Annotated in this window: 12 protein-coding genes and 1 tRNA gene; 10 read left to right on the forward strand and 3 right to left on the reverse strand. The window is 71.7% G+C overall.

Annotation, left to right across the window (positions count from 1 at the left end):
* Nucleotides 1–36 precede the first annotated feature (36 nt).
* Entirely contained in the window at nt 37–1071 is a 1035-nt protein-coding gene (locus ACTWQI_RS24615) for a cellulose-binding protein (RefSeq protein ID WP_443273800.1), read from the reverse strand.
* A gap of 175 nt (nt 1072–1246) precedes the next feature.
* Between ACTWQI_RS24615 and ACTWQI_RS24620 the strand changes: the two genes are divergently transcribed.
* Entirely contained in the window at nt 1247–2695 is a 1449-nt protein-coding gene (locus ACTWQI_RS24620) for a sensor histidine kinase (RefSeq protein WP_443273802.1), read from the forward strand.
* Between the two features lie 117 nt (nt 2696–2812).
* Here ACTWQI_RS24620 and ACTWQI_RS24625 read toward each other — a convergent pair whose 3' ends face one another.
* Both ACTWQI_RS24625 and ACTWQI_RS24630 read right to left on the reverse strand, forming a co-directional pair.
* Complete coding sequence (locus ACTWQI_RS24625) at nt 2813–3316, reverse strand: SUKH-3 domain-containing protein (RefSeq protein ID WP_443273804.1); 504 nt, start codon at nt 3314–3316, stop codon at nt 2813–2815.
* 1 nt (nt 3317) lies between these two features.
* Complete coding sequence (locus ACTWQI_RS24630; RefSeq protein WP_443273806.1) at nt 3318–3848, reverse strand: YwqJ-related putative deaminase; 531 nt, start codon at nt 3846–3848, stop codon at nt 3318–3320.
* A 293-nt stretch (nt 3849–4141) separates the two neighbouring features.
* Between ACTWQI_RS24630 and ACTWQI_RS24635 the strand changes: the two genes are divergently transcribed.
* The 9 genes from ACTWQI_RS24635 to ACTWQI_RS24675 form a co-directional block, all read left to right on the forward strand.
* Nucleotides 4142–5119: an SMI1/KNR4 family protein gene (locus tag ACTWQI_RS24635; RefSeq protein ID WP_443273808.1), complete on the forward strand. Its 978-nt coding sequence runs from the start codon at nt 4142–4144 to the stop codon at nt 5117–5119.
* A gap of 7 nt (nt 5120–5126) precedes the next feature.
* Nucleotides 5127–8240 (forward strand): SUKH-4 family immunity protein, encoded by a 3114-nt coding sequence (locus ACTWQI_RS24640; protein WP_443273810.1) that lies wholly within the window; start codon nt 5127–5129, stop codon nt 8238–8240.
* A 159-nt stretch (nt 8241–8399) separates the two neighbouring features.
* Nucleotides 8400–8471: transfer RNA gene (locus tag ACTWQI_RS24645), tRNA-Gln, on the forward strand.
* Nucleotides 8472–8585: 114 nt separating this feature from the next.
* Nucleotides 8586–10046: a bifunctional UDP-N-acetylglucosamine diphosphorylase/glucosamine-1-phosphate N-acetyltransferase GlmU gene (gene glmU, locus ACTWQI_RS24650; protein WP_443273812.1), complete on the forward strand. Its 1461-nt coding sequence runs from the start codon at nt 8586–8588 to the stop codon at nt 10044–10046.
* 99 nt (nt 10047–10145) lie between these two features.
* Nucleotides 10146–11123 carry a ribose-phosphate diphosphokinase gene (locus ACTWQI_RS24655; RefSeq protein WP_443273814.1) on the forward strand — a complete coding sequence of 326 codons (978 nt, stop codon included), beginning with the start codon at nt 10146–10148 and terminating at the stop codon, nt 11121–11123.
* Nucleotides 11124–11348: 225 nt separating this feature from the next.
* The gene (locus tag ACTWQI_RS24660) at nt 11349–11948 is read left to right on the forward strand and encodes a 50S ribosomal protein L25/general stress protein Ctc (protein WP_443273840.1); all 600 of its coding nucleotides are present in this window, start codon (nt 11349–11351) and stop codon (nt 11946–11948) included.
* Between the two features lie 138 nt (nt 11949–12086).
* Nucleotides 12087–12677 (forward strand): aminoacyl-tRNA hydrolase, encoded by a 591-nt coding sequence (pth, locus tag ACTWQI_RS24665; protein WP_443273816.1) that lies wholly within the window; start codon nt 12087–12089, stop codon nt 12675–12677.
* 81 nt (nt 12678–12758) lie between these two features.
* On the forward strand, nt 12759–13277 hold the full coding sequence (locus tag ACTWQI_RS24670; protein ID WP_443273818.1) for a hypothetical protein: 519 nt from the start codon (nt 12759–12761) through the stop codon (nt 13275–13277).
* Between the two features lie 178 nt (nt 13278–13455).
* Nucleotides 13456–14088, forward strand: a 633-nt coding sequence (locus ACTWQI_RS24675; protein ID WP_443273820.1) for a hypothetical protein, incomplete at its 3' end; no start/stop codon positions are given.

Genomic DNA, 14088 nt, shown 5'->3' on the forward strand with positions numbered 1-14088 from the left:
GCGACTCCGGGGGCGGGTCCGGACGAGGCACCGCCCTCAGGCCTCGGCACCCGGTGGCGACTCCGGCTCCGGCAGCGCATCCGTGTCTGTGTCCGTGTCCGGGGCATCGGTTTTCGATGCAGCCGTGCCTGGGGCGTCCGTGTCCGTGGCGTCCCCGTCCGACGCATCCGTACCCGCGGCATCCGCGTCCGAGCCGCCGCCCTCCAGTGCCGACAACCCCTGCCGCACCTGCGCCATCTCCAGCCGCAGCGCCTCGCAACGCTCCTCGTGCTCCCGCACCAGCCGCTCCGACTCCCGCTCCACCCGCTGTGCCCACGCCCGCGCCCGCGCCACCAGGTCCGCTCCCTGCGCCTCCGCGTCCGCCAGCGTCCGCCGCGCCGCCTCCTCCGCCTCCGCGTGCCTGCGCCGCGCCTCGGCGAGCACCCCGTCAGCCCGCGCTGACAGACCGTCGATCCGCGCATCCGCCGCCCCCTGCGCCTCCGCGATCTCGCGCTCGACGGCATCCGCCCGCTGCGCCTGCTCCTTCTCCAGCTCCGCACGCATCTCGTCGGCCCGCCGGTGCATCGTCCTCAGGGCCGCCATCGAGTCGGACCGCCACTGCTTCACGTCCTGACGTGCCGCCGCCCGCACGTCGTCGGCCACCTGCTCCGCCTCCGCCCGGGCCTGCCCGGCCCACGCCTCCGCTGCGTCCCGCACCTCCGCCGCATGCGCCCGCGCCGCGTCCTGCCGCGCACGTCCCGCCTCCTCGGCGTCCTCCCGGAGCTTCTGCGCGGCCGCCTCCGCTGCGTCCCGCAGGGCCGCGGCCTCCGCCTCGGCGACGCGGAGCAGTTCCAACGCCCGCGGGCCCAGCACCTCGTACGTCTGCGCGGGCATCGCCGCCACTCGGTCCAACAGCCGCTGTGCCCGTTCCTCCATCTCTCTGGCCAGGACGGTCAGCCGGGCGGCCCGTTCCCAGGTCTCGTCGCGCGAGGCCGCCAGCCTCTCGATGATGCGGTCGACCTGGTCCGGCCGGTACCCGCGCTCTCGGCCCCGCACGACGGCGAAGCCATGACGTGAAACAGACGCACCCATCCCTAAGCCCCTTAATCCGGCATGCAACGCACTCGGCGCACATCTTTCTTGATGAGGCAGAAGCCCCCGTAACGCGACACTCCGTCCGCCCTCCCCCAGCACCGGCCATCCCGCCGTCCTTCGAGGCCTGGTACCACCCGGAATGTCGGTGGCGGGCGCCCTTACGCTGGTCGGTATGACCACAACGGGGGCAGTAGTGGAGGCGGGCGCGAGAGACGCGCCCGCCGGGCCGTGGTGGTGGGGACGCCGGCGGAGCATGGTGCTCGACGTCGTGCTGGCCGTCGTCTCCGCCCTGGAGTGTGCGTTCGAAGGCGTGCCGTTCGCGCGGGAAGCGGAGATCCCGGCGGCGGCCGGGGTACTGCTGGGCGTTTTCGCGGGTGCCACGCTCGGCCTGCGACGGCGCTGGCCGATCGCGGTCGTCCTTGTCTCGATCGCCATCACCCCGGCCGAGATGGGCTTCGTCCTCGGCATCATCGGGCTCTACACGCTCGCCGCGTCCGACGTCCCGCGGCGGATCACGGTCGTCCTCGCCGGCATGTCGATGGCCGGGACCCTGCTGATCACCTTCATCCGCTTCCACCAGGACATGCGGCGGGACGGCTACTCGCCGCCGATCTGGGTCACCATCCTGGTCTCGGTGCTGATGGCCGTCGGTCTGACGGCGCCCTCCCTGCTGTTCGGCCTGTACGTCGGGGCCCGGCGGCGGCTCGTGGAGAGTCTGCGGGAGCGCGCGGACGGGCTGGAGCGGGAGCTCACCCTGCTCGCCGACCGGGCCGAGGAGCGGGCCGAATGGGCGCGCAACGAGGAGCGGACCCGGATCGCCCGCGAGATGCACGACGTGGTGGCGCACCGGGTGTCACTGATGGTGGTCCACGCGGCGGCGTTGCAGGCGGTGGCGTTGAAGGACCCGGAGCGGGCCGCGAAGAACGCCGGGCTCGTGGGCGACATGGGCCGCCAGGCGCTCACCGAGCTGCGCGAGATGCTCGGCGTGCTGCGCGCCGACGACAGCCGGTCCGCCGCCGGCAGCACCCCCGCGCGGGGCGGCGCTTCGGACGGAGCGGCCGGGCCGGACGCCTCGCACGGCCCGGCCCGCCTCGCCGCATTCGCCACCGCGGGCGGACGGGCCACGGCGGAGTCCGACGCCGCGTCTGCCTCGCCTCCGATCCCCGGCGCCGACCGCGAGCGCGCCGCAGCAGCCGAAGCGCCGGAAGGGCCGTGCCTGAGCGAACTGGCCACGCTGGTCGGGGAGTCACGGGCTGCGGGCATGAGCGTCGAGCTCGCCGTGGAGGGCGAGGAGCGGTCCTACCCGCCGCCCGTGGAGCAGACCGCTTACCGCGTGGTGCAGGAAGCGCTGACCAATGTGCACAAACACGCGGCGGGGGCGGCGGCCCGGGTCAGACTCGCACGCCGGGAGAACGAGGTCGCGGTGCTCGTCGAGAACGGACCGGCGGCCGAGTCGGACTCCGACGCCCGGCTGCCGAGCGGTGGCAACGGCCTGGTGGGGATGCGCGAGCGGGTGACGGCACTGGGCGGCGGCTTCGTCTCGGGGCCGACGGAGGCGGGTGGCTTCCGGGTGTCGGCCGTGCTGCCCGATCGCCGTACGAGCGGTGCGGACGGGGCCTGACCTCCGCCGGGCGCTGAACCCCGCTCCTGCGCAGCCCGCCCGCGCCTCACACGGTGCCCCAGCCCGGCCCGTACGACTGCCCACAGCCGGGCGGCGGCAGGCGAGCCCTACGCCGGGTCAGCCGCTCACACTCAACCGCGCGGGCCGGGTCCCCGTCACCAGCGTGGCGAGCGCCCCGTCGATGTCCGCCCCCAGATACCAGTCCCCGGTGTGATCGAGGCTGTAGACCCGGCCCGCCGCATCGATGGCCAGGACCGCACCCGCCCCACCGGTCTCCGCACCGAGCGGACACAGCTCCGACTCCAGAGCACGCCCCAAGTCCGAGAGGATCCGCGCGAGATGGAGCCCCCGCAGCGGATCGACCAGCAGCGGCGTCGGCGCGATATGGCGCCCGGGGCCGGACACTCCGATCCGCAACCCGCCGAACTCGGCCCACGCCTCGACCGCCGCCGGGAACACCGCATGCCGGTGACCGGCCGGCGAGACATGCGCGCTGAGCGTGTCGGCCCAGACCTCCGCCTGTCTCATGTCCCAGCGACCGGGCTGCCAGCCCGCTTCGCGCAGCGCAGCATCCAGGGCGACCGGGAACCTGGTGGTCCCGGCCCGTTCGAAGGCGCGCATCTCAACTCCCGTCCGTCGACGTCGGATCGACCGGGCGGACACCGAAGTGCGCGAGAAGCGGGCCGCACGAACGACAGGGCGGGGCATACGCGCCGTGCTCCGGGTCGCCGTCCTCACGGATGTGGCGCGCGGTGAGTTTCGCGTGCTTCAGGGCACGGCGCGCCTCCCCGTGCGTGAGGGGCTTGCGCGAGGCGCGCTTGCTGCGCGCGGCCTCCACGGTGCCCAAGAAACGCGACAGCAGTACGGCTTCGGGACATCGGCCGGTGAACCGCTCCCGGCGCTCCGTGGTGAGGGTGTCCAGAAAGTCCTGGACGAGCGGATGGAGCTCGGGCGGCTGGTCGCCCTTGGCCGCGGTGGCGGTGAGCGTCTCGCCGCGAACCGACAGTGCGGCGGCCACTGTGGGAAGGATGCCGTCCCTGCGGTGACGGAGCACGGGCGCCCCGCCCGAGTCGTCGGTGGCGCTCCAGCTGAGCCGGGGATCACCCGGCGAAGAAGCAGGCTCGCTGGTGGCGGCGTCCTGTGTGGTGCTCATGGTCGTGCTGTCCCTCCCAGTGCAATCCCCCGAGTTGCGAGTGGCCAGCCTGCCAAATGTGCAGGCGGAAGAGGAAGCCGCACACCCCGTCCCGCGGGTTGTACTGGGCGAGGCGATAGCGGTCGAGCACTGCGTGGCGGACGCGCAGCACAAGACGCTGCTCCGCGCCGGGAAGAGCTGGCCGACGGCGCGTTCGCCCACCCGTACGGTCACACCGACCGGGGAGACATCCCTGTTGTGGCAGCACATAGGCTGTGCCCGCAGGAGCGAGACGCACCAGGGGGGCAAACGCCATGACGACTGGTCGGCGAGAACCATCCGCCGCGCCACCGAACACGGCCTACGCCGGACAGGTCGTGCACTTCCCCGACCCGGTCCGGGCCACCCGCTACCCCCACGGCGTACGGGTCGACCAGGACGGCTTTCCGGACTTCTCGCCGTACGCGCGGGCGGCAGCGGAGATCGCCGACCCCCCGGAAGGCTTCGGCATCGACGAACTGCGGCTCACCGACTACGTATCCGCGAACGCCGCACTGCACGCCGCGGGCCACGAGCTCTGGGGCAGCCTGCCATCGGTGGCCACCCCGCACGGCTGGACCTGGCACCACGTCGCCGGCACCCGCCGCATGCACCTGATCCCCGTCGAGGTCAAGGCCCTGCTGCGGCACCACGGCGGGCTGGCGACCGCCGCCGTGGACCAGAACAAGCGCGGCACCCGCCCCCTCCAGGAGACCAAGCCCGTGCACTTCGGGCTGCCCAGCAAGTCGGTCGCGGTCACCGAGGAGCAAGTCCTCGGCGTGGAGGAGGACCTCGGTTTCCGGCTGCCCGGCGCGTACCGCTCCTTCCTCAAGGTGGCCGGCGGCTGCGCCCCGGTGGGCGTCGGGCTCGACGCCGAGCTCGGCCTGCTGATCGACCAGCCGTTCCTGACCGTCCGGGACGAAGCCGCCGCCAACGACCTCGTCTACGTCAACAAATGCCTCCGGGACCACGTCACCAAGGACTACCTGGGCATCGGCTTCGTGCAGGGCGGGGTGCTCACGGTGAAGGTGAACGGCCGGGCGACCGGATCGGTGTGGTTCTGCGCGTACGACGACGCCCGGGACCGCGACGGCTGGGCAGTCCAGCAGCGCGTCGATCAGCTGCTGCTGCCCTGCGGCGACGACTTCGACGACTTCCTGCAGCGGCTGGCGGGCAACCCGCCGGAGCTGGAGACCGTGGCGAACCTGATGGTGGGCGGTGGCTTCGCGCGCGCCGTCCCGGTGGAGGGGTGAGGGCGCGATGGTGACCTTCGCGCAGGCGCAGGAGCGCGCGGAGCACTGGGTCAACGGCGACGTGCCCGAGGACCGGCACCGGGACGTACACGTCCGGGAGTTCGACCTGGGATTCGTGGCCTGGGCCGAGGATCGGGACCCGGCCACCGCTGCGCTCACCCCCACGTCGGCCGACTGCTCCGCGGACGACCCGTCCCGTGACGGCAGCCGCGCCCGTATGGTCATCGCCCGGGACAGCGGAGAGGCCACACTCTGGCCGGGACTGCCGGTGGGCGAGGTCATCCGGCGGTACGAGGAGGAGTACGGCGGCGTCGACCGCAGAACGCCCGCTCCGGTCGGCGAGTCTCCGCAGCGGATCGACCTCGAGGCCACGTCCTTCCTGCTGACACCGCCGCAGTGGCTGCAGGACGCAGCCGAGCAGATCGGCATCCCGAACCGCCGGGCCGACGCTGCGACGGCGGACCGGCCCGCAGGGGCGGACGGGGTGAGCGCTGGGACGCCTTGGGCGGCCCCGCCCGCGGACACAGCACCCGCAGCACCGGCCGCACCCGCCGGGGGGCCGGCGCGCCCGGCGGCATACGAGCCGACCTCCAAGGGCGGCGTCCCCGCCGCACAGCCGGGCGGCCCCGGCGGTGCTGCCACTGGCGATGCCGGCACTGCTGGCATCGACCCCGGCGGTCTGAACACCGGCGGTCCGGGGGCACCGTCCGCGGCCACACCGTGGGTCGACGCCAACGCACAGGGCGACGGCGAGGACCGCTCCGTCGGCCTCCCCGCAACGGTCTTCGCACCACCGCTCGCGGACCTCGACGACGGGAACAGCCCGCCTCCCCCAGGCGTGAACGCCGACGCCAAGACGGAACTCATGTCCGGCGGCAGCCAACTGCCCCCCACGGCAGTCGCTCCAGTCGCCGACGGCCCTCAAGCGGCCGCTACTCCAGCCCCGCCGGACGAAGCAGGACCCATCTCCCAGGGCGCTCCGGGCCAGTCGGGTCCGGCTGCCGCGGGCATCCCCGGTCAGGCAGGACCATCCGCTCCGCCGCAGCCCCCGGGCCCGCCCGGCTCACCCGACATTCCGGGCGCAAGGGCGGGCGACATCGCCGACGCCGCGACGAGCCGCGCCCCCCGCCGCTCGGCACCCCCCGGTGCACCGGCCACCCCGCCTCCCCCGGGCACTCCCGCCACCCCTGGCGGGCACGCCGGCACACAGGGCAACCCCCCGCCGGGTGCCCAAGGCACCCCGGGCGCAGGCTCCCCACCGGGCCCCGGCCCCGGCGCCCCAGGCACCCCCGCGGGCGGCTATATCCCAACCCAGTTGGTCCCGTCCCTCCCACCGGAAGGCCTGACCCCGAGCGACCCTGCCGCCCAGTCCGCAACCGGCGCGCCCGGTGGGTCCGGCGGGCCGAACGCCATCGGCGTGCCTGGTGGGCCCAGCACGGGCGATGCCCCCAACTCGCCGGGGACTCCCGGCACTTCCGTCCCAGGAGGCGCTGACACCTCAGGCCGCCAACCCGGCGCGACCGGCTCCCAGCCACCCGGAACCCCCGGCGGCCCGGGTGGAGTCCACTACGCCGCAACCATGCTCGCCGACCCCTCACAAGGCCCCGCCACGCCCGGTGCACCCCATCCCCCGGGCCCACCCGGCACCCCAGGCACCGGAGGCCCAATCCCACCGGGCCCGCCCGGGGCCCCAGGCCAGCCGGGCACTCCCGGCGCCCCCGGCCCTCGCCGATCCGACGTGCCTCACCCTCCTGGTCCACCCGGCACCCCAGGCCGGCCAGGCACTCCGGCCACGCCCGGCACCAATGGACCATCAGGCCCGCAGCCCCCCGGCCCGCCCGGCAGCCCAGGCCGGGCGGGCCCTCCCGGCGCACCCCTCGGCGGCCACGACGGACTGCACGCCGCCGCGACCATGCTCGCCGGCGGCCCGGCCGGTCCACCCATGCCCGGTCCGACTGGGCCCGGCGGCCCCACCGCAGGTCCACCCGCCCCGCCAGGAGGGCCGGCCGCGGCACCCGGCGCCCAGCCGCCCAGCGGTCCCGGAGTGCCACCGGGCGGACCCGGCGTGCCCCCGGGGACGCCCGGCGCACAGCCGCCCAGCGCGTACGGCAACCCCCAGCCGCCCGCCGACCTGCCCAGGGTCGGGCCCGGCTACATGGCCGTACTGCGCTACCGCGCCCAGGACGGCTCCGAGCAGCAGATCATCCGCCGCTCCGCGCCCGGGACCCCGCACCCCGAGTGGCAGATCCTGCACGAGCTGCGCGCCCTCGGCGTACCGCCCCAACAGGTGCTCGAACTACACACCGAACTGGAGTCGTGCGAGCTGCCCGGCGGCTACTGCGCCCGGATGATCCGCGAGACCTGGCCACAGGTGCGCACGAGTCACACCGCCGCGTACGGCCAGGACCACGCCTCGCGCCAGCAGGGCGTACGGCATCTCGTCGAGCACCAGGGGGAACTGCACCAGGTCGCAGACGGCCCAGCCCTCCCGGCGCCGAACCGCGTGCCCCTGCCGCACCCGAGCCAGGTGCAGCCCATGCCGCCCGTCCCGCTCGAGGGCATCGCGAACGAGCTGCTGCAGGCCTTCGGCCCGCAGGGCATCTACCGCTTCGACCAGCACGCGGTCTCCCGGCAGGGCGTACCCGAGGCGGTCGCCCAAACCCTCGTGTGGGCGGGGCTGCCGCTGGACATGGGCCCGTTCTTCTGGGCCCAGGCCCAGCCGGGCCGCCCGGTGCCCACCCTGGCGGAGCTGGCCGCCGAACGGGGCGTCCAGCCCGCATCGGACGCGAGCTCGTACCTCGTCATGGGCAACGACTTCGGCAAGCACCTGTGCGTGCAGTACGGCACGGCGAACATCGTGGCCGTCCCGGTCGAAGCCGGATCCCCCACGGGACAGGGGGGCCAGCCGGTGTTCGTCAACACCGGACTGCCGGAGTTCGTCCGCTGCATGTCCCTGCTCGGCAGGATGTGGCGGCTCCGCTTCGGCCTGACCCCGGAGCAGGCCGGCCGCTGGACGGTCGACTTCCAGGCCCAGCTCGCCGCCCTCGACCCGGCAGCCCTCTCCTCCCCGGAGAACTGGTGGTCAGTACTCCTCGAGCAGATGTGGGACGGCCTCTTCTGACGCCCCTCCCGCCCCGTCGAAAACGACCACTGCTCCCTCGGTGTTCGAGTCCTCGACAGGCGCAGACCTATACCGTCGCATCGAATGCCGGCGGTACGGCATAGTGGTGGGGGCCGACTCGGCGATCTAGCCGAATGTCCAATTCGGCCTGTTCAGCTATCCGCTGTGGTGTAATTGGCAACACTGTGGGTTTTGGTCCCATCATTCCAGGTTCGAGTCCTGGCAGCGGAGCTCAAAGTTCGTATCACAGGGTCCTGACCTTCAGGTCGGGACCCGATGCGTTTCCGGCGAAAAACGCCCCGGTATCCTGCGAGTGTCCGCCACCCGAAGCCGAAGGGCACCCCCGTGAGCGCCAACCGCCCGGCAGCCGTCGTCGTCCTCGCAGCGGGTGAGGGCACCCGTATGAAGTCGGCGACCCCCAAGGTCCTGCATTCCATCTGTGGCCGTTCCCTGGTCGGCCATGTCGTGGCCGCCGCTCGCGAGCTCGATCCGGAGCATCTCGTCGTGGTCGTCGGTCACGCCCGTGAGCAGGTCACCGCGCATCTGGCCGAGATCGATCCCGGCGTCCGTACCGCCGTGCAGCACGAGCAGAACGGGACGGGGCACGCGGTCCGGATGGCGCTGGAGGAGCTCGCGGCGTCGGGGGCGGGGCCGGTCGAGGGGACCGTGGTCGTCCTCTGCGGCGACACTCCGCTGCTGACCGCCGAGACACTGCGGCGGCTCACCGATGCGCACACCGCCGACGGCAACGCGGTCACCGTGCTCACCGCCGTCGTCCCGGACGCCACCGGTTACGGCCGCATCGTGCGCGAGGGTGCCGACGGAGCGGTTACGGCGATCGTCGAGCACAAGGACGCGACTGAGGAGCAGCGGGCGATCACCGAGATCAACTCCGGGGTATTCGCCTTCGACGGCCGGCTGCTCGCGGATGCGCTCGGCAAGGTCCGCACCGACAACAGCCAGGGCGAGGAGTACCTCACCGATGTGCTCGGGATTCTGCGTGCGGCGGGCCACCGCGTGGGGGCCGCCGTGGCGGGGGATCACCGGGAGATTCTGGGGATCAACAATCGGGTTCAGCTCGCCGAGGCGCGCCGGCTGCTCAATGAGCGGCTGCTGCACGAGGCGATGCTGAGCGGTGTGACGGTCGTGGACCCGGCGACGACGTGGGTGGATGTGACGGTGACGTTCGAGCCGGACACCGTGGTGCACCCGGGCAGTCAGCTGCAGGGTGCCACGCATGTGGCGACGAACGCCGAGGTGGGCCCGAACTGCACTCTGAAGGACACCTCGGTCGGTGCGGGTGCCCGGGTGAGCAATACGGTCGCGGACGGGGCGCAGGTCGGCGAAGGGTCGAGTGTGGGCCCGTTCGCGTATCTGCGGCCGGGGACGAAGCTCGGCCTGAAGACGAAGGCCGGGACTTTTGTGGAGATGAAGAACGCCGATGTCGGCGAGGGCACGAAGGTGCCGCATCTGTCGTATGTGGGCGACGCGACGATCGGCGAGTACACGAACATCGGCGCGGCGACAGTGTTCGTGAATTACGACGGGGTGGCGAAGCACGCCACGACGATCGGCAGTCACTGTCGGACCGGTGCGGACAACATGTTTGTGGCTCCTGTCACGGTCGGGGACGGTGCGTACACCGCCGCCGGTTCGGTGATCACCAAGGATGTGCCCCCGGGTTCGCTGGCGGTCGCGCGTGGCCAGCAGCGGAACATCGAGGGGTGGGTCGCACGGAAGCGGCCGGGGAGCGCTGCCGCACAGGCGGCTCTGGCGACGCGTGAGGAGCCCGAGGGCGGTCAGTGATCGTCCGCGGCTGCACTGCGCGGGGCGTACCGTGAAAGCGCGTATGAACGTGACGCGAAGGACATCAAGCACATCGGAAGTCGGCAAGGAGACTGTGTTGTGACCGGGATCAAGACGACCGGCGAGAAGAAGTTGATGCTCTTCTCCGGCCGCGCCCACCCTGAGCTGGCCGAGGAGGTTGCGCAGCAGCTGGGTGTCGGGCTGGTCCCGACCAAGGTGTTCGACTTCGCCAACGGCGAGATCTACGTTCGCTTTCAGGAGTCCGCGCGTGGCGCGGACTGCTTCGTGATCCAGAGCCACACGGCTCCGATCAATAAGTGGATCATGGAACAGTTGATCATGGTCGACGCTCTGAAGCGGGCTTCCGCTCGGAGCATCACGGTGATCCTGCCGTTCTTCGGGTATGCGCGTCAGGACAAGAAGCACCGGGGCCGGGAGCCGATTTCGGCGCGTCTGATCTCGGATCTGCTGAAGTGCTCGGGTGCGGACCGGATTCTCACGGTGGATCTGCACACCGACCAGATCCAGGGGTTCTTCGACGGTCCGGTGGATCACCTGTTCGCGCTGCCGGTGCTTGCGGACTACGTGGGCGCGAAGGTGGACCGCGAGAAGCTGACGGTGGTGTCGCCGGATGCGGGCCGGGTGCGGGTGGCGGACCGCTGGTGCGACCGGCTCGGTGCGCCGCTGGCGATTGTGCACAAGCGGCGTGACAAGGACGTCGCGAATCAGGTGACGGTGCACGAGGTGGTCGGCGATGTGAAGGGCCGGGTGTGTGTCCTGGTCGACGACATGATCGACACGGGTGGCACGATCTGCGCTGCGGCGGAGGCGCTGTTCGCCAATGGCGCGGAGGACGTGATCGTGACGGCTACGCACGGTGTGCTCTCGGGTCCTGCTGCGGACCGGCTGAAGAACTCGAAGGTGAGTGAGTTCGTCTTCACGAACACGCTGCCGACGCCGGGCGAGGTGGACCTCGACAAGATCACGGTGTTGTCGATGGCGCCGACGATCGCGCGTGCGGTGCGTGAGGTGTTCGAGGACGGCTCGGTGACGAGCCTCTTCGAGGAACAGGCCTGATGCCGGGCGTACGGGTCTGACCACGGGTGCTTGCCGGCACCCGTGCTTGCAGGCGCTGTGATCGATTTCAAGGGCGGCCTTCCCGCCGGGTAGACTCTTTGAGTTGCTCGGCGAGGGAGGCCGCACTCGTGTGGTGCGGCGGTCCGTAATCGACGCGCTCTTCGTAGCAGGTCTGTCGTGGGCCGGGTGACGGCCAGAATTGACGACGACGACGAGGAGTGCATGATGGCCGAGGTCAAGATCCCCGCTGAGGTCCGCAAGGAGTTCGGCAAGGGCGCTGCCCGCCGTATCCGCCGTGACAGCAAGGTGCCCGCCGTGGTGTACGGCCACGGCGCCGACCCGGTGCATGTGACGCTGCCGGGCCACGAGCTGTTTCTCGCGCTGAAGACCCCGAACGTGCTCATCGGTCTGTCGATCGACGGCCGGAACGAGCTGGTCATCCCCAAGGCTGTGCAGCGTGATCCGCTGAAGGGTTTCGTCGAGCACGTCGATCTGCTGCTGGTGAAGCTCGGCGAGAAGGTCACCGTCGAGGTGCCGATCCACACCGAGGGCGAGCTGGCGCCGGGCGGCAACCTGCTGGAGCACGTGCTGAACGCGCTGCCGGTCGAGGCCGAGGCCACCCACATCCCGGAGGCGGTGACCGTCTCCATCGAGGGTCTGCACGCCGGTGCCTCGATCCTGGCGAAGGACATCTCGCTGCCGGCGGGCACGGTGCTGGCTGTCGAGGAGGAAGCGGTCGTGCTGCAGGTGCTGGCCGCGCAGGCCGAGGAGCCGGTGGCCGAGGAGGCCGAGGAGGCCGAGGCCGCCGAGGCGACCGAGGCCTGATCCGCCGGGACGGCTCGGGTCCGCCCGGGCCGCGGGGGCGTCGTGCCCCCTGGGTCTTCTGGATCTTCCGCTTCCGGCGACCGCTGCTCGGTGCCTACGGGCATCGGGCAGCGGTCGCGCCGTCAAGGAGACATGCAGATGAGCGACGTGGACAGCCCGTGGCTGGTGGTGGGTCTGGGCAATCCCGGTCCGGAGTACGCCGCCCACCGGCACAACGTGGGTTTCATGGTGGCCGATCTGCTCGCGGAGCGGATGGGTGGCCGGTTCAAGGCACACAAGGCCCGTGCGCAGGTGGTGGAGGGCAGGCTGGGCATGCCCGGCCCGTCGAGCCGACGGGTGGTGGTGGCGAAGCCGATGTCGTACATGAACCTGTCGGGCGGTCCGGTGACGGCGCTGCGGGATTTCTACAAGGTGCCGGTGGAGCAGGTCGTGGCGATCCATGACGAGCTGGACATCGACTACGGAACGCTGCGCCTGAAGCAGGGCGGCGGGGACAACGGCCACAACGGACTGAAGTCGATCACGAAGTCGCTGGGGCCGGACTATCACCGGGTGCGGTTCGGGATCGGCCGGCCTCCGGGCCGGATGGATGTGGCCGCCTTCGTGCTGAAGGACTTCTCCGCTGCGGAGCGCAAGGAGCTGGAGTACTTCGTGGACCGTGCGGCGGACGCGGTGGAGACGCTGATCGTGGACGGCCTGGAGCGGGCGCAGGGCACGTACAACTCCTAACGGGACACCCCGGGACAGCCCGGCTCAAGGTGCAGGCCCAAAGGTTGACCGAGAGCTTCCGGATGGCCAAGGATCGCGGCCATGGCCAACTCCGATCCGAGCATCCAAAAGCGCAGCCGTTTCCGACGTGCGGGTGAGAGTGCCTACGGTCTGCTGCTGGTCGGCAAGAACACCGTGATGGCCGCCGTGGCGCTGTTGCTGCTCGTAGCCGGGGTGTGGACGTCGTGGGACACCGCGCAGCACGCGATGCTGGCGAAGGGCCGGGAGCGGGGCACGGTGACGATCGCCCGGTGTGGCGAGGACACCTGCACGGGGCCGTTCGTACCGGCGGGACCGGAGGGCAGGCCCCGGGCGAAGGTGACGATCGACCGGGCGGTCACGCACAAGAAGGGCGAACGGCTGCTGGTCGCGGTACGGCCGGGCACGGACGAGGTCGTACGGACCGGGAACGCGGGGGTGCTGTACGCGTGGGTGCCGTTCGGGGGTGCATTGCTGCTGTCGGCACTGGTGGTCGCGGGCGGCCTGCGGATGCGGCGTACGGCATGGGCGCTGGGCCTGCTGGGCCTGACCCTGCTCGGCGCGTCGTTCGCAACGCTCTGAGGAGCACACAGCGTCGAACACGCCATCTTGGCCGGATTGTTATCAGTGACCAATGGGACGTCCGGGTCCCAAGCGCACCGATGGGGCGTTATGCCGCTTGACCGCCTTAGCGCGGCGGCAGCAAGCTGAGCCGCCCCCCCACCTCACCCTCTGGTACTTCCCCTGGAATTGGTGGCCCATGCGCACCCTTTTTTCGGCTTGTGCGGTGACGGCGGCCGCAGCGATTTCGCTGCTGTCCGGTCCGGCCGCGTACGCGACCCCTCCCGGCGACAACGGGACTGTGAAGATTCACGACGCCGAGACCGGCGAGGAGCTTCGCCGGAATGAGCCGCACGTCTGCAGCTTCTACCTCGACGCGTTCGGCTTCGACGGCGGCCAGGAGGTGACCTGGAAGATCGTCGAGATGCCGCCGACCGGTATCAAGGGCGAGGAGGCGGAGAACGGCACGCTGACCCTCGACGCCGAGGGGCATGGCCGTTCCGAGGACATGACGCTGCCGGACGGGCATTACAAGCTGGTCTGGAACTTCGACGGCGAGCTCGGCCGGGCGAAGCACAAGGTCTTCTGGACCGAGTGCGACAGCGAGGACGACGTGCCGGGTGTGGAGCCGTCGGCCACGGAGCTGCCCGGCGACGAGGCGTCGGAGAAGCCGAAGGACGAGCCGTCGGCGGAGCCCAATTCCGAATCGGCGACCCCGGCCCCCGCGCCGTCGTCGAACGGCAATGCGGGCGACCTCGCCGAGACCGGCGCGTCGGTGGTTGGCGCTTCCCTGGGGGCCGCGCTGCTGCTGGTCGTCGGTGCCGTGCTCGTG

The organism is Streptomyces sp. KR80 (genome assembly GCF_052245555.1).
Lineage (GTDB): Bacteria > Actinomycetota > Actinomycetes > Streptomycetales > Streptomycetaceae > Streptomyces.